This window comes from Shewanella sp. Isolate7, from assembly GCF_022398425.1.
Classification (GTDB): domain Bacteria; phylum Pseudomonadota; class Gammaproteobacteria; order Enterobacterales; family Shewanellaceae; genus Shewanella.
Map to the genome: position 1 here is coordinate 1 of NZ_JAKEVJ010000002.1, position 25,298 is coordinate 25,298.

A 25,298-nucleotide genomic window follows, 5' to 3' on the forward strand; every position below is an offset into this window, starting at 1 on the left:
CCCCAGTAATACCAATCGTAATAAATAATTGATCATTCTAGCTTGTTAAAACGCTCGATAACTGCATTAATATTTTTAATTGTAGAATAACTACTTATCTAAAAATCTTGCTTTGTTCTCAAGCGTTTTTCCTGCGCTATTTCTGATCACATGCTTACTGTGATTGGTATAAAAACAGGAGCATCAGCCTATCATTGCAATCAATACGAAACGTCTGGCCCGATCACGTAAAGGAAGCAAATAGAAAGTTTGGGGAAGAAAAACAGATACAAAAAAGGCGGTCACCTCGCGGTTTCCGCCTTTTATCATCAAACAATAACCTTATCTGGCAATGTTCTTCTTGATGGTCTCTACAACGCGCAATTGAGCGATAGCCTGAGCTAATTCAATCGCTGCAGCGGCATAGTTAAAGTCTGCGCCAGCGTTAGCCATATGGGCTTCTGCACGACGCTTGGCTTCTACGGCTGCCTGCTCATCAATCTCTTCGGCACGCAATACTACGTCAGCCAATACGGATACTGAGAAAGGTTGTACTTCCAGGATACCACCCGAAAGGTAAAACACTTCCTCTTTACCATCTTGCTTGACGATGCGCGCCATGCCAGGTTTGATATGCGTAAGCAGAGGCGCGTGGCCAGGCATAACGCCTAAATCACCCTCAGCACCTGAGACTTGTAGGTGTGCTACTAGACCCGAAAAGATGCTGCTTTCTGCGCTTACAATATCAAGTTGTACTGTCATGGCTGCCATCCGTTCTCCTTAAAATATCAAGCTAATGCCTGATTATTTTTTGTTAGCTCGCTCGATAACTTCGTCGATTGAACCTGCCATGTAGAACGCTTGCTCTGGAATGTGGTCGAACTCACCTTCCAATAGACCTTTAAAGCCACGGATAGTGTCTTTAAGGGAAACGTACTTACCTGGAGAACCGGTGAATACTTCTGCTACGAAGAATGGCTGAGAAAGATATTTTTCAATCTTACGCGCACGGGCAACGGTAGTCTTATCTTCATCAGATAGTTCGTCCATACCCAGAATCGCGATGATGTCTTTCAGCTCTTTATAGCGCTGTAGTACGTTCTGTACACCACTTGCTACGTCATAGTGCTCTTGGCCAACAACCTGTGGATCTAGCTGACGTGAAGTCGAATCCAGTGGGTCAACCGCTGGGTAGATACCCAGAGAAGCAATGTTACGTGACAATACAACGGTCGCATCCAAGTGAGCGAAGGTTGTTGCTGGTGACGGATCCGTCAAGTCATCCGCAGGTACGTATACCGCCTGAACAGAGGTAATAGACCCTGTCTTGGTAGAGGTAATACGCTCCTGAAGAACACCCATCTCTTCAGCCAGTGTTGGCTGGTAACCTACCGCTGATGGCATACGGCCTAGCAGTGCAGATACTTCTGTACCCGCCAAGGTGTAACGATAGATGTTATCGACGAACAATAGTACGTCTTTACCTTCGTCACGGAACTTCTCAGCCATAGTCAGACCGGTCAGTGCCACGCGAAGACGGTTTCCTGGAGGCTCGTTCATCTGACCATAAACCATGGCCACTTTGTCGAGTACGCCAGATTCTTCCATCTCGTAGTAGAAGTCGTTACCCTCACGAGTACGCTCACCTACACCGGCGAATACTGACAAACCAGAGTGTGCTTTAGCGATGTTGTTGATCAGTTCCATCATGTTAACTGTCTTACCAACACCCGCACCACCAAACAGACCTACTTTACCACCCTTAGCAAACGGACATACAAGGTCGATTACCTTGATACCAGTTTCTAAAAGTTCAGTGGTGTTTGATTGATCTTCATATGAAGGCGCTTCACGGTGAATTTCATAACGCTCTTCTTCACCGATTTCACCCGCTTCATCAACTGGCTGACCTAGTACGTTCATGATACGGCCAAGAGTTGCACTCCCAACCGGAACAGTAATAGGTGAACCTGTGTTTACTACCTCGATACCACGACGCAGACCATCAGAAGAACCCATAGCGATGGTACGAACTACACCACCACCAAGCTGCTGCTGAACTTCCAGCACCAAGCCTTCACTTTTGATCTCTAGAGCGTCATAGACCTGAGGTACGGCATCATGTGGAAACTCAACGTCCACAACCGCGCCAATTACTTGGACAACAGTACCTGTGCTCATGATTAATCCTCTAAAACTTGTATTCGTTACCCAGCCTAAACCGCAGCGGCACCAGAAACAATTTCCGACAGTTCCTGCGTAATCGCAGCCTGACGGGCCTTGTTGTAGACCAACTGCAAGTCATCGATAAGTTCACCAGCGTTGTCTGTCGCAGCCTTCATAGCAACCATACGGGCTGCCTGCTCTGATGCGATGTTTTCAACAACACCTTGATACACTTGCGACTCCACATAACGAACCAATAAGGTTTCCAAAAGTTCTTTTGGATCTGGCTCGTATAGGTAGTCCCAGTGATGAGCAATCTCATCATCTTCTGACTTAGGCAAAGGTAGCAGCTGTTCGATCACAGGCGTCTGGCTCATGGTGTTCACAAACTTGTTGAATACCACATACAGACGGTCTAGCGTGCCTTCGTTGTATGCTTTTAGCATTACGCGTACTGTTCCGATCAGGTCAGCGAGCTTAGGAGCATCGCCGAGTCCTGACGTGTGAGCAGACACTTTTCCGCCAAAGCTGTTGAAGAATTGTACGCTGCGTGCACCGATTGGGCAGAATTCAACTTCCGCTCCGGCTTCACGCTGCTTCTTCACGTCCGCGACAACCTTCTTAAATAGGTTGACGTTAAGACCACCACAAAGACCACGGTCGGTTGACACAACAATGTAACCAACTCGCTTGGCTTCTCTCACTTCCAAATATGGATGCTTATATTCGAGAGAACCCTGCGCCACGTGACCGATCACCTTACGCATATTTTCCGCGTATGGACGGCTCGCTGCCATGCGTTCCTGCGCCTTGCGCATTTTGCTGGCTGCAACCATCTCCATTGCGGATGTGATCTTCTGAGTGTTCTGAACACTCGCGATCTTGGTTTTAATCTCTTTAGCGCCGGCCATCTTTACTCTCCAATCTGGACCTGAGGTGCCTTAAGACACCTCCGTGTCTTTACCAGGTTTGGGTTTCTACGAACTTGTCGAGGCCAGCCTTCAAACCACCTTCGATGTCGGCGTTGTAGTCGCCAGTCTCGTTGATAGTCTTCATTAGGTCAGCATGCTCGCTGTTCATGTAAGAGAGCAAAGAAGCTTCGAAATCACCGATCTTGTTCAGCTCAACGCCTTTTAGGTAACCTTTTTCAGCTGCGAAAATAGACACAGACTGGTCGGCTACGCTCATTGGCGCGTATTGCTTCTGCTTCATGAGTTCGGTAACACGCTCACCATGCTCAAGCTGAGCACGAGTTGCATCGTCAAGGTCAGATGCAAACTGAGAGAACGCTGCAAGCTCTCGATACTGTGCAAGTGCAGTACGGATACCGCCTGACAGTTTCTTGATGATCTTAGTCTGAGCCGCACCACCAACACGAGAAACCGAGATACCTGGGTTAACCGCAGGACGTAGGCCTGAGTTGAATAGGTCAGTTTCAAGGAAGATCTGACCATCGGTAATCGAAATTACGTTGGTCGGTACGAATGCAGATACGTCACCCGCTTGAGTTTCAATAATAGGCAGTGCAGTCAAAGAGCCAGTTTTGCCCTTAACTTCGCCATTAGTGAACTTCTCAACGTACTCAGCGTTAACGCGTGAAGCACGTTCAAGTAGACGAGAGTGAAGATAGAAAACATCACCTGGGTATGCTTCACGTCCTGGTGGACGCTTCAGTAGCAATGAGATCTGACGGTAAGCAACAGCTTGCTTAGAAAGATCATCATATACAATCAGCGCATCTTCACCACGATCACGGAAGTATTCACCCATTGAACAACCTGAGTACGGAGCCAGGTATTGTAGCGCCGCAGCTTCAGAAGCTGTAGCCACAACAACCACTGTGTTAGCCAGTGCGCCGTGTTCTTCAAGTTTGCGTACCACGTTAGCGATAGTAGAAGCCTTTTGGCCTACCGCTACGTATACACACTTAATGCCTGAATCTTTTTGGTTGATGATGGCATCGATCGCCAGTGCTGTCTTACCAGTCTGACGGTCACCGATGACCAGCTCACGCTGACCACGACCGATTGGGATCATAGAGTCAACGGCTTTATAACCAGTTTGTACTGGCTGATCAACCGACTTACGTTCAATAACGCCTGGTGCGATCACTTCAACAGGAGAGAAACCATCGTTGTCGATAGGTCCTTTACCGTCGATTGGTTGGCCCAGAGTGTTAACAACGCGGCCTAGTAGACCACGGCCAACAGGCACTTCCAAGATACGACCAGTTGTCTTAACTTTTTGGCCTTCTGCCAGATCGGCATAAGGACCCATAACTACGGCACCGACAGAATCACGTTCTAAGTTCAACGCGATCGCATAACGGTTACCAGGCAGTTCGATCATCTCACCTTGCATTACATCGGCAAGGCCGTGAACGCGAATAATGCCGTCGCTTACTGCAACGATAGTACCTTCGTTGCGAGCTTCACTAACGACTTCGAACTGCTCGATCCGCTGTTTAATCAGATCGCTGATTTCAGTGGAATTCAGTTGCATGCTCAAACTCCCAATTACGACTGCAGCTTATCAGACAGACGGTTTAGTTTACCGCTGACCGAGCCATCTATGACTAGGTCACCTGCCGTGATGATTACACCAGCCACCAGGCTGGCATCTACGCTGCAATTCAGCTTAACTTTGCGTGTGAGACGTTTTTCTAGAGAAGCACTAATTTGTTGCTGTTGCTCTGCGCTAAGCTCAGTGGCAGAAACAACAGTTGCTTCAACCTCTTTCGCCCACTCGTTGCTGAACTCATGAAAGAGTTCATATACAGCAGGAAGTACTTCCAAACGACCGTTTTCAGCCATTACCTTTATCAGATTTTGACCTTGCTCATTGATCTGCTCACCACATACCTTAATGAAAAGGTCGGCAAGCTGGCTGCTCGCGAGAGCACCAGACAGCAGCGGCTTCATCGTCTCGTTTTCACTGACTTGAGCGGCAAAGCTAAGCATTTGTGCCCAGCTTTCTACTGCATTTTTCTCAATAGCATAGTCAAATGCTGCCTTTGCGTAAGGACGAGCGATGGTGCTTAATTCAGCCATAACTCACTCCCTAATCAAATTTCAGCAACTAGTTTGTTAACTATGTCACTGTGGGCGGCTTCATCAATCGAACGCTCAAGGATCTTCTCTGCACCGGCGATAGCCAGAGCAGCGACTTGCTTACGCAGGTCTTCTTTCACGCGATTACGTTCAGCTTCAATTTCTGCTTTACCCTGAGCGATGATTTTCGCACGCTCAGCGTCTGCTTCGGCTTTGGCCTCATCGACAATCTGAGCTTTACGCTTATTAGCTTGCTCAATGATCTCGTTAGCAGTTGCCTTAGCTTCTTTTAGTTGGTCAGTGGCTTTCGCCTGTGCCAACTCTAGGTCTTTTACAGCACGATCAGCATCAGCTAGACCGTCGGCGATCCTTTTTTGGCGCTCTTCGATGGCATTCATCAAAGGGGGCCAAACAAACTTCATGCAGAACCACACGAAGATAATAAAGGCAACCGTCTGACCGATTAGGGTAGCGTTGATATTCACAACAGCCTCCTATTTAGATTAAAGACAGAAGCGTTGATTACAGCATTGCACCCAGTGGGTTAGTAAACAGCATAAATAGTGCAATACCTACACCGATCATGGTTACCGCATCCAATAGACCAGCAACAATGAACATCTTAACTTGTAGCATAGGAGCCATTTCTGGTTGACGCGCAGCGCCTTCCAAGAACTTGCCACCTAGTAGGCCGAAACCGATAGCGGTACCTAGAGCACCCATACCAATCAGTAGAGCAACAGCGATAGCTGTCATGCCTAATACAGTTTCCATCTCTATCTCCAATATTCTAAATCTTTAGTTAGTTTGTGATTTAGCTTAAAAAAAATTTCTTCAGCAACCCTTAATGATCTTCATGTGCCATGCTGAGATACACGATCGTCAACATCATGAAGATAAACGCCTGCAGAGTGATAACCAAAATATGGAAGATTAACCAACCTAGTTGTAGAGTCACACCTAGGGCAGATAACGCCAAGTTAGCACCATACATCAGCGCAATAAGGATGAAGATCAACTCACCTGCGTACAAGTTACCAAACAGACGCAATGCCAATGAAATAGGCTTAGCGATGAGGGTAACCGACTCTAATAGGAGGTTGACGGGTATCATTGCCTTATGGTTAAAAGGCTGTAATGTCAGTTCTTTAACAAAGCCTGAAACGCCCTTGACCTTGATGCTGTAGTAGATAATCAGCACAAACACACCGATAGCTAAGCTGAAGGTGATGTTTAGGTCGGTCGTTGGAACCACTTTCATGTATGGGATACCGGCAGCAGCTGCCAGCTCAGGAATCCAGTCAACTGGAATCATATCCATGAAGTTCATCATGAATACCCACACAAAAATCGTTAGTGCCAACGGAGCAATAACAGGATTGCGGCCATGGAAGGTTTCCTTCACGCTGCCATCGACGAATTCAACGATCATCTCGATAAAGCATTGAAGCTTACCGGGAACACCTGTCGTTGCCTTCTTGCCAACGCTGCGGAATAGCCACAAGAATAGAACACCAAGCCCAACCGAAAAGAACAACGAATCAATGTGCCATGTCCAGAAGCCTTCACCAACGTGTAAGTTGGTAAGGTGGTGCTGGATATAGCCCTGCGGTGTTAACGCTTCACCAGTTGCAGCCATGATTCATCCCACTTAACTTTGCTTGAAGTATAAAGGAGCTGTCCAATGCACTATTAGCGCCGAGATATAACAAACAAAAAGCGGCATAAAGACCACTTTTAGATTGATAAACACCAGCGAAAACATTGCTATGGTTAACAGCAACTTTACCGCTTCCCCCCAGTAAAAAGTTTTCATTACTTTTCCTGCTGAACTTGCTCCCGTATGGGAAAAAGCGAGGGTCGCGAATACAAAATTAGGGAGTACAGCAATGGCGCCACCTGCTAACGCAGACAGTCCGTACTGAGCTCCCCACACGGCGAAAAAGACAATCGAAACACCCCCAGCCACCGCCGCCTGCATCAACACCAATTTATAGGCAGACCACCGGCCACGACGTGCTAAAACCTTGCTCAATTCATCTTCTCCGCATTCTTACTTTTTGTTTCTATGACCGGACGACAAATTATCAGGCCATCTTAGAGGTACAAAAAGCTTGCGAAAGTATACCTTTTCGCACATTCAAAGCAAGTTCAAGGTAAGTAAAAATAGGGACTTTTAACGTGATCTACGCCAAAAGTCTAAAAGTGAAAGATTAACAGATGTCACAAAGTTACATAATATTACGTTAACTTGGGCTAATTAACGGATTTTCTCAATAATACCATCCAATTCAGCCAAATTTTGATAGTTAATTACCATTTTGCCCTTGCCTTTTTTGTTATGGCTAATGGAAACTTTTGCCCCTAATTTTTCAATTAATTGGCTCTCCAGGCGGGTGACATCCTGATCTTTTGCGGGTTTATCGACAATTTCAGGTGGATTTAAGGTTTTATTCACTAATCGTTCAGTTTCACGAACAGTTAGTTCTTTGGCTATCACGGCTCTGGCCAGGTTGGTTTGCTCATCTCCAGGTAATGCGAGCAGGGCTCGGGCATGACCCATATCGATGTCACCGTACTCGAGCATACGCTTAACAGGCTCTTCTAAGCCATTCAAACGTAAAAGATTTGATACAGTCGTACGCGACTTACCCACGGCATCGGCGGTTTGTTGATGAGTCAGATCGAACTCTTTGATCAGACGCTCAAGCGCAATAGCCTCTTCCATCGCGTTGAGATCTTCACGCTGAATGTTCTCGATTAAAGCGATAACACCGGCGGCCTCGTCCGGTACCTGTTTGACGATGCAGGGAACCTTGTCGAGCTTGGCCAATTGCGACGCACGCCAACGACGCTCACCGGCAATGATCTCATATCCCTGGTCCGACACCTTGCGCACCACGATAGGTTGAATGATCCCCTGGGTCTTGATCGACTCTGCCAGCTCCTCAAGCGCTTCGGGCGACATATCCTTACGGGGCTGATACTTGCCTGGCTGCAACAGATCCAGAGCAATCATCTTAAGCTCTTCATTGTTGCTCGGCTCGGCCTCTTGATTCGGGGCCTGTTTTGCCGCCGCATGGCTAGTGCTTAACAGTGCGTCTAATCCTTTGCCTAGACCACGTTTCTTGGGTGTCATCTGTTGTTCCTTAAGCTTGCTCTAACTGAGTATGCTGCTCAGCGCGTCTAATGATCTCGCCTGCCAACGCCAGATATGCCTTGGCACCGGCGCTGGACTTATCGTAATACATCGCGGGCGCACCAAAGCTTGGCGCCTCGGCTAGCCTCACGTTACGCGGGATCACTGTACGATAAACTTTATCGCCAAAATGCTGTTTTAACTGATCCGACACGTCGTTAGCGAGTCGGTTACGGGGATCGTACATGGTACGCAGAATCCCTTCGATGGAAAGCCCAGGATTCACCATGGCCGCCAGCTTGCTGATGGTATCCATCAGGGCCGTCAATCCCTCCAGCGCATAATATTCACACTGCATAGGCACTAACACCGAATCGGCAGCCGACATAGCGTTAACCGTCAGCATGTTCAGCGAAGGCGGGCAATCGATGAAGATAAAATCATAGTAATCTTTGACCGGAGCCAGGGCGTTACGCAGGCGGATCTCCCGGGCAAAGAACTCCATCAACTTGATCTCGGCCGCGGTCACATCACCATTGCCGGCGATCAGATCGTATTTGCCGGCGGTGTCGCGATAGACCACCTCGTCCACCGACTTTTCCTCGACCAAGAGTTCATAGGCCGTGTTTTCGACACTGTACTTATCGACACCACTCCCCATAGTCGCATTACCTTGAGGATCAAGATCGATAAGCAACACTTTTCGCTTGGTGGCAGCCAGAGAGGCCGCTAAGTTCACACAAGTTGTTGTTTTTCCGACGCCACCTTTCTGGTTGGCCACGGCTATCACTTTACCCACAATATCATCCTGTCTATCACGTTCGTCGATTAGATAGTAATACCAATCGTAATAAATAATTGATCATTCTAGCTTGTTAAAACACTCGATAACTACATTAATATTTTTAATTGTAGAATAACTACTTATCTAAAAATCTTGCTTTGTTCTCAAGCGTTTTTCCTGCGCTATTTCTGAGCAAATACTTACTGTGATTGGTATAAAACGCTCCATCAAATTGCTTGAACTGGTTAAATAATGCAACTCTTAACCCAGGGGACTAAGCCGCTTTGACCACCCGTAGCAGGTGGCGCTGTTCGTCGAGGCGAGGTACGCGCAGTTCGAAGACATCTGTCAGCGCGAATCCTTCGGGCATGTTCGCCATCTCTTCATCGCTCAATTGCCCCTTCAAGGCGTAAAAACAGCCTGTGGGCTTTGGCAGATGGTGGCACCACTGCAACATGTCCTGAATCGACGCAAAGGCGCGACTGAGCACGCCATCAAACTTCTCTTCGGGTTGATAGGCTTCGACCCGGCTCTCGACCGAACTAATATTACCTATCGCCAGCTCAAATTGAACCTGTTTTTGAAAACGAATCCGCTTGCCCAGGCTGTCGAGCAACACAAACTCTTTATCTGGATTCATGATGGCCAGCGGGATCCCAGGAAGGCCAGGCCCGGTTCCCACATCGATGAATCGCTCACCTACCAGATGAGGGCTGGCCGCCAGGCTGTCCATGACATGACGGATCAACATCTGCTCGGGATCCCGTACAGATGTCAGGTTGTAGGCCTTGTTCCACTTGGCAAGCATGGCAACAAAATCAAGCAATTGCTGCTTCTGCTTAGGAGTAGCCGTCATCTGCATGTCGGCAAGATAGCTGTCTAATTGGGCTGCTAACACTGGGGTATCCTCGATAAACAATGGGATATTATGAAGCCGAGTCGCAGGGATGGGAAGTGTTAGACCTCCCATCCCGGTCATCAAAATAGATTTTTTAGTGGTTTAGGCGCTCTTTCTGAGCAGGCCACGTTTCTTCAGGTGAACTAAGAGGATCGAGATAGCCGCCGGCGTGACCCCAGAGATACGCGAGGCCTGACCCACGGTATCTGGCTTATGATCGTTAAGCTTGGCGATCACCTCGTTGGAGAGACCTGGTACCTCTTGATAGTCGAGATCTTGTGGCAGTCCGGTCTTCTCGTGGCGAATCGCCTTGTCGATCTCGTCTTGCTGACGCTGAATGTAACCCGAGTATTTCACCTGGATCTGCACCTGCTCGGCGGCGCGTTGATCTTCGATGGCCGGCCCGAAACCCTCTACACTCATCAGCTTGGGGTAATCCAGCTCGGGTCTGCGCAGCAGTTCCTCAAAGGTAGCTTCGCGGGTGATTGGCGTCTTAAGATGCGGGTTAAGCGCATCGACCAGTGGCGAATTAGGATGGATCCACTGGTTACGCAGACGCTGTAACTCGAGCTCAATTGACTCACGTTTGGCATTGAACTTGGCCCAGCGATCGTCATCCACCAGTCCTAACTCGCGGCCTTTCTCAGTGAGGCGCAGGTCGGCATTGTCTTCACGCAGCAACAAACGGTATTCGGCGCGGCTGGTGAACATACGGTAAGGCTCTTTGGTGCCTAGGGTCGACAGATCGTCAACCAATACCCCGAGATAGGCCTCGTCACGACGCGGACACCAGGCTTCTTTGCCCTGTACCTGCAATGAGGCGTTCATGCCCGCCAACAGACCTTGGGCACCGGCCTCTTCGTAGCCCGTGGTACCGTTGATTTGACCGGCGAAGAATAAACCTGAAATCGCTTTGGTTTCTAAAGAGTTTTTCAGATCTCTCGGATCGAAATAATCATATTCGATGGCGTAACCCGGACGAATGATCTCGGCGTTTTCCATCCCCTGAATTGAGCGCACCAGATTCAGCTGTACATCGAAAGGCAGGCTGGTGGAGATCCCGTTAGGGTAGATCTCGTTGGTGTTCAAGCCTTCAGGTTCGATAAAGATCTGATGCGAACTCTTATCGGCGAAACGGTTGATCTTATCTTCGATAGAAGGGCAGTAGCGCGGGCCAATCCCTTCGATCACCCCTGAATACATAGGGCTTCTGTCCAAGCCGCCACGAATGATCTCATGGGTGCGCTCATTGGTATGGGTAATAAAACAGGAGATCTGCCTTGGATGATCCTTAACGTCACCGATAAAAGACATCACAGGTAAAGGATCGTCACCTTTCTGCTCAGTCATGAGATCGAAATTAATCGTGTTGGCATCAATACGCGGTGGGGTACCTGTCTTCAGGCGACCAACACGAATCGGTAATTCACGTAGACGATCGGCAAGAGAGATCGACGGTGGATCGCCAGCACGGCCACCACTGTAATTTTCGAGACCAATATGGATCTTACCGCTCAAAAAGGTTCCCGCAGTCAGTACGATAGCAGGCGCCTCGAAGGCGAGTCCCATCTGAGTAACGACCCCGATAACACGATCATTCTCAACGATTAGATCGTCTACCGATTGTTGGAACAGGCGTAAATTAGGCTGGTTTTGCAGGATCTGTTGGATCTTGGCGCGATAGAGGGCGCGATCCGCCTGGGCACGGGTTGCACGCACCGCAGGGCCTTTACTCGAGTTTAAGGTACGAAATTGAATACCGGCATGATCGGTTGCAGTGGCCATGGCGCCACCTAAGGCATCGATCTCCTTAACAAGGTGACCCTTACCAATACCACCAATCGCCGGGTTACAGGACATCTGGCCTAAGGTATCGATATTATGGGTTAACAATAATGTCTTGGATCCCATCCTAGCAGATGCCAATGCTGCTTCGGTTCCTGCATGACCACCGCCAACAACAATTACATCAAACCGCTCATGAAAATGCATCAGATTACCTTAAAACCTATATCGAAAATAAAAATGATACTGCCCCGAGATCGGACAGAGTTACTCATCGAGTAGCCGAGTATTTTAGCATCTGGAAAGCCATAGGTGAAAGATCAATTTAGGCCTTTCGATCGCCAAAGGATCTGGCTTATAGATCTTAAGATCTTTATATAGATCTTTTATTATGTTTACTATTAGGATCGCGATCTTCTGTGGGTAAGTCTATTTATCATTTAAAATCAATAGATAACAGGCATTCGATCCTGTGATCTGATCGCGATCTAAATGAAATAAGCTTGTGGGTAGATCCCCTACTTATCCACAATGCCGATCTTACTCGTCGATAGGGGTTGAATAATGCAGAGTTAGATCAGATCAAAATAATACCTTATCCACATATTTATCATTTAAGATCGCAATTTGTGGATAAGGTAGATCTAATCTGTGGGTGAGATCGCTTTGATTAAGGGGGAGGGGATCTAAAGTTTATCTTGCCAGCTGCTCAACCATGCCTGGGCGGGCTCTTCGGGAATGGGATCGTATTGCACATCGATCTGGATCTTATCCACATAGACTTGTGCACCGCAATTTTCCATCGCTTCAATCAGTTTCTCCGGGCCCTGACAAAAGGTGTCGTAACTCGAGTCGCCGATGGCGCATAAGGCGTATTTGGTTCGGCTCAGATCCGGTTTTTTGCTGTCGATCTCATCGAAAAATGGCTGGATATTGTCGGGTAGATCGCCAGCGCCATGTGTCGATGAGACGATCAACCACAGGCTCTTGGGATCCAGATCGCTCAGTTCTGCCTTTAGATGTACCTGGGTTTCGTGGCCCTGATCTTCCAATTGGGCGGCTAACTCGTCGGCGACATACTCTGCGCTTCCCAGAGTGGTGCCGACAATAAGTTCAATTTTTGCCATTATATTTCCTAAATTCAAATGGTTAACTTATTTCCTGTTGACCTGCTTGTTTGCTATTCACATAGTGCTACTATGTTTCATGGCTCTCGCCTCGCGCAAGATGCACCTTGATTGAGCAAGATAAACCAGACAGATAAACAGACACTAACCAGACAGCTAATGCTGTCAGTTGCGGATTGCAGCCATCATAAGCCAATTATTGCTAGCGGTCTTCTCTGCATCGCTTATTTCGCGAGCTGAAAGCGCTTATGCCCTGAAGGGGGCTTGCTGGCGTAGAGTAGATAGTTGACCGCCGAATTGCCGGACAGCTTCCAGCGGCGGGTGAAGGGATTAAAGACCATTCCCTCGACTGCCTTAGTCGACAGTCCGTGGGGAGTGAGCATCTCGTCTAACTCCTTCGGAGTAACGAAATGGTGCCAGTCGTGTGTGCCTATGGGCAGGTAGCGCATGATGTACTCGGCGCCCACTATGCCAATGATATAGGATCTCAGGGTGCGATTAAGGGTCGCCATCACTAAGAGACCGCCTGGTTTTAACAGATGGCAACAGGTGGCCACCAGCGCGGCCTGATCCTCCACATGTTCAATCACCTCGGTATTTAAGATCACATCATATTGAGGCTGATCCCCTGGCAGATCGTCGGCTAAGCAGTGGCGATAATCTATGGGAATTGACCAGCTGTTGGCGTGGCGACGGGCCAGGGTGATGTTGTGTTCGCTGGCATCTATTCCTGTTACCTGGGCGCCCTGGCTGGCTAAGGGTTCACACAAGAGGCCGACGCCGCAGCCGATATCTAAAAGCGAGAGCCCATCGAAGGGGATGTCCTGGGTGAGATCGCGGTTAAAGTGGCTGGCTATTTGATCTTCTATGGCCGTGAGGCGTGTCTGGTTAAAGCCGAGCACATGCTTAAATTTACCTTGGGGATCGCGCCACTCCTTCGCCAGGGCATCGAACTTGGCGATCTCCGTTTGGCTGTCTATCTTGGTCTTGAAGCGGCTCAGTTGGCTTTTGTCTAACATGGGCTAATGCCTTAGTCTGTGGCGATAAAGGCGGCTACTCGAGTCTAAGCATCTAGTCAAAAACAGGAGAACCGCTGTTTATCACTGCATTATAGGTGATGCTCCCGGTGACTTTGATGAGCTAAAAGCTGGATCACGTTAGTTTGTCCAGGAGCAGGCTAAGCTTGTGTCACTTTATACGTCTGTTCAAGGAAGTGAAGATCATGGTACAGAAAATTATTTTAGATACAGATCCTGGCATAGACGATGCCATGGCCATCTTGTTTGCCGAGGCGCATCCCGATATCTCCCTCGAGGCGATTACCTGTGTCTATGGTAACGCGACAATCGAAAATGCCACGGCAAATGCGCTGTTTTTAAAAAAGAAATATTCGCTTAAGGCCGATGTGGTTAAAGGCGCAGACAAACCCCTTGAGCGGCCACCGGTCGGGGCGACAACCATAGTCCATGGTGAGACGGGATTTGGTGACTTTCATGCGCCTAAGATAGAAGATCTTAAGGCCGATCCAAGACCCGCCTATCAATACATCATAGATAGCGTGCGATCTCAGCCCGGCGAGATCACCCTGGTGGCTGTCGGGCCGCTGACCAATTTGGCCCTCGCCCTCAAGGCGGCGCCGGATATAGTGGATCTGGTGAAAGAGGTGGTGGTGATGGGCGGTGCCTTCGGTGTCAACGGCCACAGAGGCAACGTGACGCCCTATGCCGAGGCCAATATCCATGACGATCCCCATGCGGCGGATCTGGTCTTCACGGCGCGTTGGCCAACGACCATCATAGGTCTGGATGTGACGCAGCAGAGTTTCTTTACCCGCCAATATCTCGATGAACTGCGCGGTGCGGCCGGGGAGCCGGGTGAGTTTATCTGGAAGATTAGCCGCTTCTACCTCAAGTTTTATTCCCAGAAGTTGGGGCTGGAAGGCTGCCATGTGCATGATCCATCGGCCATCGCCTATGTGATCGACAAGAGTCTATTTACCCTGCGAGAGGGCCCGGTTCGTGTGGTCACAGATGGGCCGGCCGAAGGCCATACCATACAGAAATTTGATGGCCGCCCGTATCCCCACGATGAGTGGCAGGACAAGCCGTCTCAGCGCATCGGGGTGGCAGTGGAGGACAAGCGATTACTCGCCCTCTATTGGGACACCCTAGTGGATTATGGTAAGCGGGTCTCGGTGTAACAGGGCTGCCTAGCCTATGCTCTGTAGCTGTGAGGCCAGTAGCCAGATGGCCAGGACGAAGAAGATGAGCCCCATGAACTTGTTCTGATTGGCTCTGAACTTTTCATTGTTAAGCAGATTCTTGCCTAAGCTGCCAACCAGGGCCACCAGCAAGAGGTTGAAGCTGAGTCCCATGATGTTGAGCAGCAATCCCAGGGCCAGCATCTGCTCCGCCGAGCTGGCAGTCAGTTGGCTGGAGACAAACTGAGGTAAAAACAACACAAAGAAGATCAGCGCCTTGGGGTTTAACAGGTTGCTGATCACCGCGCGGCGGTAGAGCTGTCTGGCTAATTTATTCTGCCCTGCAATTTCTGGTGCCTGGCTCGGGGCGGCGCGCATGCAGTCCCAGCCCATCTTCAGTAAGTAGAGGCCGCCGGCGATCCTTAACACTTCGAGTGCTACCGGGTTGAGTGCGATCAGCGCAGAGACACCTAATGCCGCCAACAGGGTCAAGATCAATCCCGAGGTGGCATTACCGAAGCTGGCATAGACGCCCACCTTTTTACCATAGCTGAGACTCGAGCTGGCGATCAGTAGCATGTCGGGCCCGGGGATCAAGAGTAGGGCGATTACCGTGGTTAAGTAGAGGGGGAGTAGTGCCAGATCTATCATGGTGGGTGTACAAATATGCCGTCTAGGGTCAAACAAGGCGCGGATTGTACAGGGTTGGTGTTAGATTAACAGTGATCTGTTAGTTAAAGCCGCTATCTCGTTGGCAGCTAAGCTTTACGCTTGAGAGGTACTGTCTATGGTCGCTAGCGCCTGTTTTCCTGCTCAGCTCTTTTCATTATACTGCCCCCTATTTCTCACGAGCTATTTGTCCCGAGCTATTTCTCCCGAGCCATCTCTATGAATTACCAGCCTACATCGACGGATCGTCAAGTAAGACCTGCGAGTAAAACCTTCATCATAGGATTGCCACGTACCGGCACCACCAGCGTCAGTGTTGCCATGCTAGAGATGGGACTCAAGGTAGCGCATCAGGCATTTACCAAGCAGGCTGTCATGCTCGCCGACGCGATTTCCGATGCCCCCTGTTTCAGCGATTATCATCAGTTGCATCGTCTCTATCCTGACGCCAGATTTGTTTATCTGGATCGGCCACTAGATGCCTGGGTACCTTCGATGCAGATGCTACTCGGCCGAATGCTGGTGCATTTGGATGAGAGACGAGGGCGTTTTCACCCGCTGCTCAAGCGCAGTTTTGGCCATACCTTTGACATCTATCGAGCGGCGAATCCCATGGATGCCGAGCATTTAAAGACTTGTTATCTGGCGCATAAGCAGTAGGTATTTGATTATTTTCATCAAAGTCAGACGATGACGCAGCAGTTTTTGAGCCTGCAGCTGGATCAGCCCCAGAGTTTGTCGCAATTAGCCAACTTCATCGGTGTCGATCCCCTGGTTGTCAGCCATCAGCAAGCGTTTCCCCATCTTAATAGGGGCCGCAATGTGGCCAGCTGGGATGAATATAAGCACGAGCTAAAGATAAGCAGTAACCTGGCTGGGCCAGAAAATCGTAAGTATTTCAATTACAAAATCTAAACTGTATCAGCAATTGCTTAACTAAGGTGGTTTTCGTTTCGGGTCTGCAGTGGGTTATTATTCTGGGTGAATAATTTGCCGATAATTGTTGCCATGACGAATCCATTTCTACCCATCGATACCCTCTACACAGAGTTTAAAGCAGCCTATTCAGGGCATCATCTGGTGATCGAATCCGATACGGGCTCGGGTAAGTCTACTCGATTGCCTCTGTGGTGCGCCGAACCCGACGAGCAGGGGAGGCGTCCCAGAGTATTAGTGGTGGAACCTAGGCGGGTGGCATGTTTGGCGTTGGCTGAATATGTACAAGGCCTGACAGATTTAAGGGTCGGCTACGCCATCCGTTTCGATTGCAGCATAACGACCGAAACCCAAATTGCCTTTGTCACGCCAGGTATTGCCCTGCGCTGGTTGTCTGGCGACATGGCCAGCCTTGGCGATTTTGATACCGTGATGATCGATGAGTTTCATGAGCGTCGTTGGGATACCGACCTGCTTCTAGCGCTACTTAAGGCCAGAGGGCTGCATAGGCTGATCATCACCTCGGCCACCATAGCGGGTAGGGTGATTGCAGACTATCTATCTGATAACCATGATGTTAATGCCATCAGCCTGAGGGCTGAGGGGAAGCAGTTTCACGTGGAACTAAGCTACCTGGCAAGAGAGAGTCACCATCTGCCGGATATTCATGGGTTAGAGCAGCGCCTGATCCCCGCGTTGCAGCAAGCCTTGGCGTCGACCCAGGGAGATATCTTGGTCTTTCTGCCGGGCAAGGGGGAGATCTCATCTGCGATACAGGCCTGCCGGGCGCCACTCGCCGAAGTCGATGGACATATCACTCTGCTGCCACTGCATGGAGGCGTAGATGCCCAGGAACAGGCCAAGGTGCTACAGACTGGCGAGCATCGCAGGGTGATCTTTGCCACCAATATTGCCGAGACCTCCCTGACCATTCCCGGTGTGACTGCGGTGATCGACTCAGGATTGGAGCGTCGTACTCATCAACGCAATGGTCGTACCGTCTTGTCCCTGTCTCATATTTCCAGGGCCAGTAGCGATCAGCGTATGGGCAGGGCCGGGCGCGTTCAGGCGGGCATCTGTATCCGTCTCTGGGGACGGTCGGCGCCTTTGCTGGCGAACACTCCGCCTGAGCTTAGGCGGGAGGAGCTCGTCGAGCCCATGCTGGCGGCAGCCTGTGCCTGCGCCAACTTGGCGCAGCTGGATTTTGTGGATCCTCTGCCGGAGAGGTCACTGCAATTGGCGAAGGAGAGATTAATCGCCATGGGGGCATTGGATGCTACGGGCCGTGCCACCGACCATGGGCGGCGTCTGTTTCCGCTTCCCATAGATACGCTATTTGCTCATCTGATTAGCGTCATGCCTGACGACAACTGCCTGGATTTGATGATAGACCTGGCCGCAGCCTTGGTCACGCCTGGGCGTCTCTACCGGCTGCCCAATGATGAACATGAGCGACACAGGTTGTCGCAATGGGAGCCTTTTGGTTGCGATGCCTATTGCTTGATCAAGCTAGTTAGGAGTGATGAGCAAGCCGATGAGATCCCCCTTAAAGATATTAATCATCAGGCGATAGTCGAGGCCCGACACTTGGCCGGGCAGATCCGCGGCGCGCTGCGGCTCACCACCCTTCCTAAGGCTGATCTTACTGACTCACTACTTAGGCGTAACTGGCTGCTTGCGGTGATGCGTGCCCAGCCCGAACTCGCCTATATCTGCCGGCTTAAGCGTCAACAGGCGCTCGGGAATGGCTTGAGTGAAGTGCTTATCGGCCGGGAGTCTCGTTTCGGCCCAACAGACAAGGACAAGTCGTCGCCAATGGCGGCCGTGGTGTTTGATCAACATGTAACTGCAGGTCGCGGCGTGAAACAGACCATCAATCTGGCACTCTGTATGGCGCCGATAACCTTAGATGCCTTGTTGCAGGCAGGACTGGGAGAAGACAGTGTTGCCGAGCAGCTGAGTCCAGATGAGGTGCGTATCGAGCGACGCTATGCAGGCAGGGTGATAGAGACGCGCCGTGAGAAGGTAAAGGCGCAAGAGGTTATCCCCTCCATCATCAACAGTATTGTCGAGAATCTGTTGTTTCCCGGTCTTGGTGAGCGTCTTGCACTGGATATTGCGGCCTGGAACATCTGGCTCGAGCTTGGTGGTTATGAGGAGGCTAAGGCCAGTGGTGTCGCCTTACCTGCACCTAAGCCCCAGACATTGGAGACATTTTTGGCGCAGCGGCTGTCGAGTCTTGGCGTCGAAACACTAGCCGATCTTGAGCTAATCGAGGCAGGGGATCTCGAGTTTGCGGGGATCCCCGACTGGTTGCGGCAAGACTTTGATCTGGCTTATCCAATGCAAGTGACGCTGGCGGATCTTGAGCTCAGTGTCAGCTATCAGATCAAGGGGAAATGGGTGGTGTGTGAGTACCTGAGTGGGCAGCGAAAATCTGGTCCCAAACGTTGGGAATTGCCTCGCTGGCAGGGCTGGCGGGTCAAGTATAAGAAAGCCAGTCGGGTAGTAGAGGTCAACTAGCGGTTCGATCCCTAAAGATCTTATTCAAAATTCATGACATGGTTTTGAGTATAACTTTTTACTTTCGATCCCGTTGCGGGATCGAAATTTAGCAGAGTGTAAAATAAGCAAGAATGAAAAATGAATATAATCAATGGATTAGCTTTGGCTGGGAGTTATTCACCAATTTTGATCGCTAAGTGAATTACTTGTTGATATCTCTGTTGATTAATTCGATCGCCATCTTGGATGTTTATGCACCAAAATGAGGAAAGATCCCGCCGGGATCTTTGTCTGCTTGTTTAAATTATCTTGTCTGTATATCGCAAAAGCCGCTGCTTACAGCTATCGGCCTTGGGCTTCATAAATGGCTGTTTGAAAAACGCTCATCTATAGTGCAATAAGTATGCTTACTTGCCGATACAGAAGGAGCCGAAGATCTTGCCGAGGAGATCGTCTGAGGTGAACTTTCCGGTGATTTCCGATAGCGCCAATTGACACATGCGCAGCTCTTCTGCCAGGAGTTCACCCGCTTGATAGACCTCTAACTGTTCCTGTCCGAGCGCCAGGTGGCTGCTGGCGAGCTCTAATGCTTCCAGGTGGCGACGACGGGCCAGGAAGCCCCCTTCGAGATTGCTCTGATAGCCCATCAGGGACTTCAGGTGTGCCTTGAGCTCCTCGACCCCCGAACCTGTCTTGGCAGACAGGCGGAATACCTTATGGCCCTGCTCGTCGGTGGCATCGAGTGCCTCGCCAGTGAGGTCGGCTTTGTTACGCACCACAGTAACCCCTAAGTTTTTGGGGAGGCGGTCAATAAAATCTGGCCAGATATCATGAGGATCGACTGCATCCGTGGTGGTGCCATCAACCATAAAGAGTACCTGATCGGCGGTGTCTATCTCGGCCCAGGCGCGTTCTATCCCTATCTGCTCTACCGTGTCTGTGGTATCACGTAGGCCGGCCGTGTCTATGATGTGCAGCGGCATGCCATCGAGATGGATATGTTCGCGCAGCACATCGCGGGTGGTACCGGCAATTTCGGTGACAATGGCCGATTCTTTACCTGCGAGGGCATTGAGCAGGCTAGATTTGCCCGCGTTTGGGCGACCGGCAATCACCACCTTCATCCCTTCGCGTATGATGGCGCCTTGCTTGGCGCTGGATTGCACCGAGTCGAGTTTAGTGATGATTCTGCTGAGCGAGCCGGCAATCTTGCCATCTGAGAGGAAGTCTACCTCCTCGTCGGGAAAGTCTATTGCGGCTTCCACATAGAGGCGCAGGTTGGTGACCTGATCCACCAACTCGTGTACCTGGGTGGAGAACTCACCCTGTAGCGAGTGAAGGGCGCTCTTGGCCGCCTGTTCGCTGGTGGCATCGATAAGATCAGCAATCGCCTCGGCCTGAGTCAGATCCAGCTTATCGTTCATGAAGGCCTGCTCACTGAACTCGCCTGGTTTGGCGATGCGTACACCCTCGACATCCATGACGCGCTTGATCAGCATGTCGAGTACCACCTGGCCACCGTGGCCCTGCAGCTCGAGGACATCTTCGCCGGTGAAGGAGTTAGGGCCCTTGAAGTAGAGGGCGATGCCCTGGTCTATCACTGCACCATCGGCGTCTTTGAAGTCACAGTAGTCGGCATAACGTACCTTCGGCAGGTGCCCGAGTACGGCCATGGCTACGTCGCTGGCCTTGTCGCCAGAGACCCTGATGATACCTACGCCGCCGCGGCCTGGTGCGGTTGCTTGTGCCACGATAGTATCTGTCGTCATTACTGTGTTTCCTGCGCTGATGGAGTGAAAAGCTGTCTTCATTAAAAGCAAAAAGCGGTCAATACAAAGTATCCGACCGCTTTTTCATTAGTTGGAGCTAGAGGTTATTTTAACCCTTTTTTCTCCAAACCGGCATAGATGATCTTCTGTTGGGTAATGGCCACCAAGTTACCGACCAACCAGTAAAGCACCAGACCCGCTGGGAACCAGAGGAAGAAGACGGTAAAGATAACCGGCATCCACTGCATCATTTTCTGCTGCATAGGATCCATGGTAGGTGCCATAGGCTGCATCTTCTGCATCGCGAACATAGAAACACCCATCAGCAGCGGCAGTACATAGTAAGGATCTTGTACCGAAAGGTCGGTGATCCATAGCATGAATGGCGCGTGACGTAGCTCGTAGCTTTCCAGCAGTACCCAGTAGAGTGCGATGAAGATTGGCATCTGTAGCAAGATAGGCAGACAGCCACCCATAGGGTTCACTTTCTCTTTCTTGTACAGTTCCATCATGGCCTGACCCATCTTCTGACGGTCATCGCCGAAGCGCTCTTTCATCTCCTGCAGCTTAGGTTGCAGGTTACGCATCTTGGCCATAGAGGTGTATTGCGCTTTAGTCAGCGGGTACAACATACCACGTACGGTCAGAGTGATTAGGATGATTGCTACACCCCAGTTACCCACGAAGGACTGATAGAACATCAACAACCAGTGGATAGGGATAGCCAGCCACCATAGGAAGCCATAATCGACTACCAGGTTCAGGGATTCAGAGATGGCCGATAGGGCCTCTTGATCCTTAGGACCTACGTAGAACTGGGCGCTAATCGTTTGCTCTGCACCCGGTGCGATATCATAGACGGCACCGCGGAAACCAATATTGGCCAGGCCACCGGCGCTTACGCTAGAGAAGATGGTGTTTTGATCGTTCGCTGGTGGTACCCAGGCCGATACGAAGTAGTGTTGCAGCATTGCCGCCCAACCACCAAGCGTCTTCTTGTCCAGGTTCTTGTCAGCCATATCTTCGAAGCTGTACTTCTCGTAGCGAGTATCTGCCGTTGAGAAGGCGGCGCCACGATAAGTCGGCATCATCATGCTGCTTTCGCTCTTCTTGATGCTGTGCTTGATCTGGCCATACATCTGCACCTGAAGCTGCTCTGCTGAGGTGTTGTTGATGCGGTATTCTACGCCTACATCGAACTTGCCTCTATGCAGGGTGAACACCTTGGTATAGGTCACGCCGTTGTCGGCAACATAGCTCAGTGGGATTTCCAGGGTATCTCGGCCATCGGCTAGGCTGTAGGCTTGAGATTGGCTGGTAAAGTGAGCACGGCCCTTAGCGCTGCTGTCGATACCGTTACGGCCAATTAGACCACTCTGAGAGATGTAGTAGATATCTTTGGTTTGCTGCAGCAGGACGAAAGGTTCTTCCTTGTCTTGCTCTAGCTTATGACCCACCAGCGCAGAGTAGACGATATCGCCACCCACTGGGTTAATTTTCAGGTTCAGTTGGTCAGTTGTGACACTAATGAGTTCTTTAGAGGCGGCCACTGCTTCGGGAAGAGCAGCGTCGGCATCAGGAACGTCAGCACTGTGCGCATCTGTGACGGTTGAAGCTACAACTGAAGATTCAGTGGCAACCGGTTGCGGATTTTTGTCTGTTTGCCATTGCTGCCACAGCAAAAAGCTGACAAAAAGCAGACCGATGAGCAATATATTGCGTTGAGATTCCATAGCCTATTTATTACACCTGTTATTTTTTGGAGGGACGGGATCTTCTCCGCCCGGATGTAAAGGGTGACATTTTAATACGCGTTTCCCTGCAAACCAACTCCCTTTCACAAATCCGTGCAATCGAATCGCTTCGAGAGCGTAATTGGAACATGTGGGGTTAAAACGGCACTTTGGCCCCAGTATAGGGCTGATAAAGATTTGGTAGCCTCGGATCAGCTTAGTGGCTAGCCATTGTAACGGCGACTGAGCTTGCGCCATAGCTTCTCTACCAGTTTGTGCAATGCTGCATTATCCATATCCAATACGCCGTTTCTGACGAGCACGACAATATCGAGTGGCGGTAATTCGTGTTGGTGCAAACGAAAATTATCGCGGATGATACGTTTAACTCGGTTGCGCTGATTGGCTCGCTTAACATAACGCTTTGCAACAGTTAATCCAATACGAGGATGCTGTAGCTCATTAGGTATGGCGAGTAAGGTTATTTCAGCTGAAGAAGCTTTGATGGGATTGGAGAATACAGATTTGAATTGCGCGGGAGTTAACAGACGTAACTCCCGCGTAAAGGTATAGCTGGTCACTTGCATTTCTACTTATTAAGCAGAAAGACGAGCGCGACCTTTTGCACGACGACGTGCGATAACCTTACGGCCACCAACAGTAGCCATACGAGCGCGGAAGCCGTGAGAACGCTTGCGCTTCAGGTTGCTAGGTTGAAAAGTACGTTTACTCATTATGGCAATCCGTCTTTGTTAGGTGAATAAACCTTATCCCTATAAAAGAGGTAAGGGCAAAAAAGAGGCCGAATTGTAATCACTTTAGTTAAGCCCGTCAACAAGCAAAACATTCAAGTGGGTAAAATCTGCCTCTAAATCTTCCTATCTTGTCATCCTTACACACTATCTAGTGTGGATAACTCTGTGAATGGCCACTACATCTTGTGGATCTAGTGATCATTAGCCAGATCGAAGGTCGCCAATTATAGATCGATCTGGATCGCTTAATAAAGCTGAGTTTGCTGCTTTGTCAGATTATTTTGATCGTTAAGGATCGTTTTGGATCGGCGTAAATAAATAAAGATGATCTTACTGGGGATAAATCTATTTAAAGGATAGCGATCCTAGTGATCTCGCTATAGAATACACCTCTTTTGTATGATCTTTTGGGGATAAGTACGTGGCGGTTTCACTTTGGCAGCAATGTATCGGACGACTACAGGACGAGCTTTCCGCTCAGCAATTCAGCATGTGGATCAGACCGTTACAAGCCGAAATGGATGGGGAAACACTAGTACTCTATGCACCGAATCGATTCGTACTCGATTGGGTGAGAGATAAGTACCTCAACACCATCAATCAGTTCTTCACCGAACAGATGGGTAGCGATGCCCCCAAGCTGCGTTTCGACATCGGTAGTCGCCCGGCGAGCAAACCGGTGGCGCCGGCTGCCTCGACCAAGAGCCCCGTTGCACCCGCGGCAAAATCCCCAAGCAAGCCGTCATTTAATAGCAACGAACCCGCGTCTACGACGAATCATAGAAGCAATATGAACCCCACTTACCAGTTTGACAACTTCGTCGAGGGTAAGTCTAACCAGCTGGGTAAAGCGGCCGCCTTGCAGGTGTCTGAAAACCCGGGTGGCGCCTATAACCCCTTGTTCCTCTACGGTGGAACGGGTCTTGGTAAGACCCACCTGTTGCACGCAGTGGGCAATGGCATTATCAAGAACAATCCGAATGCCAAGGTGGTTTACATGCACTCAGAGCGTTTCGTGCAGGATATGGTGAAGGCGCTGCAAAACAACGCGATCGAAGAGTTCAAACGTTACTACCGTAGCGTCGATGCCTTGTTTATCGATGATATTCAATTCTTTGCTAACAAAGACAGATCCCAGGAAGAGTTCTTCCATACCTTCAACGCCTTGTTAGAAGGTAATCATCAGGTGATCCTGACCTCAGATCGTTATCCTAAGGAGATCGATGGGGTGGAAGATCGTCTCAAGTCTCGCTTCGGCTGGGGTCTGACGGTAGCCATCGAGCCGCCTGAGTTAGAAACCCGTGTGGCGATCCTGATGCGAAAGGCACAGGAGAGTGGCATTAACCTGCCTGATGAGGTGGCCTTCTTTATTGCCAAGCGTCTGCGATCTAACGTGCGTGAACTGGAAGGCGCACTCAATCGTGTGATCGCCAACGCTAACTTTACCGGTCGTCCGATCACTATCGATTTTGTGCGTGAAGCCCTAAGAGATCTCTTGGCTCTGCAGGAAAAATTGGTCACTATAGATAACATTCAGAAAACCGTAGCTGAATACTATAAGATCAAGATGGCCGACATGCTGTCGAAGCGTCGCTCACGCAGTGTCGCCAGACCGAGACAGATGGCGATGGCATTGTCGAAAGAATTAACTAACCAGAGTCTGCCCGAGATTGGCGATGCCTTTGGTGGCCGTGATCATACGACAGTGCTACACGCCTGTCGCAAAATTGCCCAGCTACGTGAAGAAAGTCATGACATTAAAGAAGATTATGCTAACTTAATCCGTACGCTATCTTCATAAAC

General features: G+C 49.9%; 24 protein-coding genes and 1 pseudogene. 4 read left to right on the forward strand and 21 right to left on the reverse strand.

The genetic code is table 11. The annotated features are described in order from the left end of the window. Positions 1-321: 321 nt before the first annotated feature. The 15 genes from L1D47_RS00605 to ubiG form a co-directional block, all read right to left on the reverse strand. The gene (locus L1D47_RS00605; protein WP_011867635.1) at positions 322-750 is read right to left on the reverse strand and encodes a F0F1 ATP synthase subunit epsilon; all 429 of its coding nucleotides are present in this window, start codon (positions 748-750) and stop codon (positions 322-324) included. Positions 751-783: 33 nt separating this feature from the next. Beyond that, positions 784-2,160, reverse strand: coding sequence for a F0F1 ATP synthase subunit beta (atpD, locus tag L1D47_RS00610; protein WP_041509595.1), 1,377 nt, complete (start codon positions 2,158-2,160; stop codon positions 784-786). Positions 2,161-2,195: 35 nt separating this feature from the next. Next, complete coding sequence (gene atpG / locus L1D47_RS00615; protein WP_041509596.1) at positions 2,196-3,056, reverse strand: F0F1 ATP synthase subunit gamma; 861 nt, start codon at positions 3,054-3,056, stop codon at positions 2,196-2,198. Positions 3,057-3,105: 49 nt separating this feature from the next. Continuing rightward, the gene (atpA, locus tag L1D47_RS00620) at positions 3,106-4,647 is read right to left on the reverse strand and encodes a F0F1 ATP synthase subunit alpha (protein ID WP_041509597.1); all 1,542 of its coding nucleotides are present in this window, start codon (positions 4,645-4,647) and stop codon (positions 3,106-3,108) included. A gap of 14 nt (positions 4,648-4,661) precedes the next feature. Then, positions 4,662-5,195 carry a F0F1 ATP synthase subunit delta gene (gene atpH / locus L1D47_RS00625; protein WP_041509598.1) on the reverse strand — a complete coding sequence of 178 codons (534 nt, stop codon included), beginning with the start codon at positions 5,193-5,195 and terminating at the stop codon, positions 4,662-4,664. 14 nt (positions 5,196-5,209) lie between these two features. Further along, positions 5,210-5,680, reverse strand: a complete 471-nt coding sequence (gene atpF, locus L1D47_RS00630; RefSeq protein WP_041509599.1) for a F0F1 ATP synthase subunit B — start codon at positions 5,678-5,680, stop codon at positions 5,210-5,212. A 37-nt stretch (positions 5,681-5,717) separates the two neighbouring features. Then, positions 5,718-5,969, reverse strand: a complete 252-nt coding sequence (gene atpE, locus L1D47_RS00635; RefSeq protein ID WP_011639455.1) for a F0F1 ATP synthase subunit C — start codon at positions 5,967-5,969, stop codon at positions 5,718-5,720. Between the two features lie 70 nt (positions 5,970-6,039). Beyond that, the gene (atpB, locus tag L1D47_RS00640; protein WP_144202236.1) at positions 6,040-6,834 is read right to left on the reverse strand and encodes a F0F1 ATP synthase subunit A; all 795 of its coding nucleotides are present in this window, start codon (positions 6,832-6,834) and stop codon (positions 6,040-6,042) included. 12 nt (positions 6,835-6,846) lie between these two features. Then, a complete protein-coding gene (locus L1D47_RS00645) occupies positions 6,847-7,230 on the reverse strand; it encodes an ATP synthase subunit I (RefSeq protein WP_011867642.1) in 384 nt (127 codons plus the stop codon). Positions 7,231-7,455: 225 nt separating this feature from the next. Further along, on the reverse strand, positions 7,456-8,334 hold the full coding sequence (locus L1D47_RS00650; protein ID WP_239882162.1) for a ParB/RepB/Spo0J family partition protein: 879 nt from the start codon (positions 8,332-8,334) through the stop codon (positions 7,456-7,458). Positions 8,335-8,344: 10 nt separating this feature from the next. Next, positions 8,345-9,133: a ParA family protein gene (locus tag L1D47_RS00655; protein WP_041509601.1), complete on the reverse strand. Its 789-nt coding sequence runs from the start codon at positions 9,131-9,133 to the stop codon at positions 8,345-8,347. A gap of 259 nt (positions 9,134-9,392) precedes the next feature. Then, the gene (rsmG, locus tag L1D47_RS00660) at positions 9,393-10,016 is read right to left on the reverse strand and encodes a 16S rRNA (guanine(527)-N(7))-methyltransferase RsmG (protein WP_239882163.1); all 624 of its coding nucleotides are present in this window, start codon (positions 10,014-10,016) and stop codon (positions 9,393-9,395) included. A 102-nt stretch (positions 10,017-10,118) separates the two neighbouring features. Then, positions 10,119-12,008, reverse strand: coding sequence for a tRNA uridine-5-carboxymethylaminomethyl(34) synthesis enzyme MnmG (mnmG, locus tag L1D47_RS00665; protein ID WP_239882164.1), 1,890 nt, complete (start codon positions 12,006-12,008; stop codon positions 10,119-10,121). A 479-nt stretch (positions 12,009-12,487) separates the two neighbouring features. Then, positions 12,488-12,928 carry an FMN-binding protein MioC gene (gene mioC, locus L1D47_RS00670; protein WP_239882165.1) on the reverse strand — a complete coding sequence of 147 codons (441 nt, stop codon included), beginning with the start codon at positions 12,926-12,928 and terminating at the stop codon, positions 12,488-12,490. Positions 12,929-13,152: 224 nt separating this feature from the next. Next, positions 13,153-13,947: a bifunctional 2-polyprenyl-6-hydroxyphenol methylase/3-demethylubiquinol 3-O-methyltransferase UbiG gene (ubiG, locus tag L1D47_RS00675; RefSeq protein WP_239882166.1), complete on the reverse strand. Its 795-nt coding sequence runs from the start codon at positions 13,945-13,947 to the stop codon at positions 13,153-13,155. Positions 13,948-14,150: 203 nt separating this feature from the next. Here ubiG and L1D47_RS00680 point away from each other — a divergent pair, with 203 nt between their 5' ends. Further along, positions 14,151-15,128, forward strand: a complete 978-nt coding sequence (locus L1D47_RS00680) for a nucleoside hydrolase (RefSeq protein ID WP_239882167.1) — start codon at positions 14,151-14,153, stop codon at positions 15,126-15,128. 9 nt (positions 15,129-15,137) lie between these two features. Here L1D47_RS00680 and L1D47_RS00685 read toward each other — a convergent pair whose 3' ends face one another. Next, on the reverse strand, positions 15,138-15,779 hold the full coding sequence (locus tag L1D47_RS00685; RefSeq protein WP_239853827.1) for a LysE family translocator: 642 nt from the start codon (positions 15,777-15,779) through the stop codon (positions 15,138-15,140). A 237-nt stretch (positions 15,780-16,016) separates the two neighbouring features. Here L1D47_RS00685 and L1D47_RS00690 point away from each other — a divergent pair. Beyond that, a pseudogene (locus L1D47_RS00690) lies at positions 16,017-16,712 on the forward strand (sulfotransferase). Between the two features lie 93 nt (positions 16,713-16,805). Further along, the gene (locus L1D47_RS00695; RefSeq protein ID WP_239882168.1) at positions 16,806-19,256 is read left to right on the forward strand and encodes a helicase-related protein; all 2,451 of its coding nucleotides are present in this window, start codon (positions 16,806-16,808) and stop codon (positions 19,254-19,256) included. Positions 19,257-19,645: 389 nt separating this feature from the next. On the opposite strand, the gene mnmE is transcribed toward L1D47_RS00695, so the two are convergent. The 5 genes from mnmE to rpmH form a co-directional block, all read right to left on the reverse strand. Then, a complete protein-coding gene (mnmE, locus tag L1D47_RS00700) occupies positions 19,646-21,007 on the reverse strand; it encodes a tRNA uridine-5-carboxymethylaminomethyl(34) synthesis GTPase MnmE (protein WP_239882169.1) in 1,362 nt (453 codons plus the stop codon). 104 nt (positions 21,008-21,111) lie between these two features. Further along, complete coding sequence (gene yidC, locus L1D47_RS00705; protein WP_239882170.1) at positions 21,112-22,740, reverse strand: membrane protein insertase YidC; 1,629 nt, start codon at positions 22,738-22,740, stop codon at positions 21,112-21,114. A 3-nt stretch (positions 22,741-22,743) separates the two neighbouring features. Further along, a complete protein-coding gene (yidD, locus tag L1D47_RS00710) occupies positions 22,744-22,998 on the reverse strand; it encodes a membrane protein insertion efficiency factor YidD (protein WP_239882171.1) in 255 nt (84 codons plus the stop codon). After that, positions 22,965-23,321 carry a ribonuclease P protein component gene (rnpA, locus tag L1D47_RS00715; RefSeq protein WP_152619114.1) on the reverse strand — a complete coding sequence of 119 codons (357 nt, stop codon included), beginning with the start codon at positions 23,319-23,321 and terminating at the stop codon, positions 22,965-22,967. The genes yidD and rnpA overlap by 34 nt, the downstream gene beginning before the upstream one ends. A 15-nt stretch (positions 23,322-23,336) precedes the next feature. After that, complete coding sequence (gene rpmH / locus L1D47_RS00720) at positions 23,337-23,474, reverse strand: 50S ribosomal protein L34 (protein WP_011867659.1); 138 nt, start codon at positions 23,472-23,474, stop codon at positions 23,337-23,339. Positions 23,475-23,916: 442 nt separating this feature from the next. Between rpmH and dnaA the strand changes: the two genes are divergently transcribed. Beyond that, positions 23,917-25,296 carry a chromosomal replication initiator protein DnaA gene (gene dnaA, locus L1D47_RS00725; protein ID WP_144202265.1) on the forward strand — a complete coding sequence of 460 codons (1,380 nt, stop codon included), beginning with the start codon at positions 23,917-23,919 and terminating at the stop codon, positions 25,294-25,296. Positions 25,297-25,298: the final 2 nt, after the last annotated feature.

Excerpts from the sequence above, each read along its gene's own strand:
- ubiG (WP_239882166.1), bottom strand. The coding sequence starts at position 13,947 with ATGTTAGACAAAAGCCAACTGAGCCGCTTCAAGACCAAGATAGACAGC.
- L1D47_RS00650 (WP_239882162.1), bottom strand. The coding sequence starts at position 8,334 with ATGACACCCAAGAAACGTGGTCTAGGCAAAGGATTAGACGCACTGTTA.
- L1D47_RS00605 (WP_011867635.1), bottom strand. The coding sequence starts at position 750 with ATGGCAGCCATGACAGTACAACTTGATATTGTAAGCGCAGAAAGCAGC.
- atpE (WP_011639455.1), bottom strand. The coding sequence starts at position 5,969 with ATGGAAACTGTATTAGGCATGACAGCTATCGCTGTTGCTCTACTGATT.
- mnmG (WP_239882164.1), bottom strand. The coding sequence starts at position 12,008 with ATGCATTTTCATGAGCGGTTTGATGTAATTGTTGTTGGCGGTGGTCAT.
- mioC (WP_239882165.1), bottom strand. The coding sequence starts at position 12,928 with ATGGCAAAAATTGAACTTATTGTCGGCACCACTCTGGGAAGCGCAGAG.
- L1D47_RS00685 (WP_239853827.1), bottom strand. The coding sequence starts at position 15,779 with ATGATAGATCTGGCACTACTCCCCCTCTACTTAACCACGGTAATCGCC.
- atpB (WP_144202236.1), bottom strand. The coding sequence starts at position 6,834 with ATGGCTGCAACTGGTGAAGCGTTAACACCGCAGGGCTATATCCAGCAC.
- atpA (WP_041509597.1), bottom strand. The coding sequence starts at position 4,647 with ATGCAACTGAATTCCACTGAAATCAGCGATCTGATTAAACAGCGGATC.
- L1D47_RS00680 (WP_239882167.1), top strand. The coding sequence starts at position 14,151 with ATGGTACAGAAAATTATTTTAGATACAGATCCTGGCATAGACGATGCC.
- atpD (WP_041509595.1), bottom strand. The coding sequence starts at position 2,160 with ATGAGCACAGGTACTGTTGTCCAAGTAATTGGCGCGGTTGTGGACGTT.
- atpG (WP_041509596.1), bottom strand. The coding sequence starts at position 3,056 with ATGGCCGGCGCTAAAGAGATTAAAACCAAGATCGCGAGTGTTCAGAAC.
- mnmE (WP_239882169.1), bottom strand. The coding sequence starts at position 21,007 with ATGACGACAGATACTATCGTGGCACAAGCAACCGCACCAGGCCGCGGC.
- yidC (WP_239882170.1), bottom strand. The coding sequence starts at position 22,740 with ATGGAATCTCAACGCAATATATTGCTCATCGGTCTGCTTTTTGTCAGC.
- yidD (WP_239882171.1), bottom strand. The coding sequence starts at position 22,998 with ATGGCGCAAGCTCAGTCGCCGTTACAATGGCTAGCCACTAAGCTGATC.
- rpmH (WP_011867659.1), bottom strand. The coding sequence starts at position 23,474 with ATGAGTAAACGTACTTTTCAACCTAGCAACCTGAAGCGCAAGCGTTCT.
- atpH (WP_041509598.1), bottom strand. The coding sequence starts at position 5,195 with ATGGCTGAATTAAGCACCATCGCTCGTCCTTACGCAAAGGCAGCATTT.
- L1D47_RS00695 (WP_239882168.1), top strand. The coding sequence starts at position 16,806 with ATGACGAATCCATTTCTACCCATCGATACCCTCTACACAGAGTTTAAA.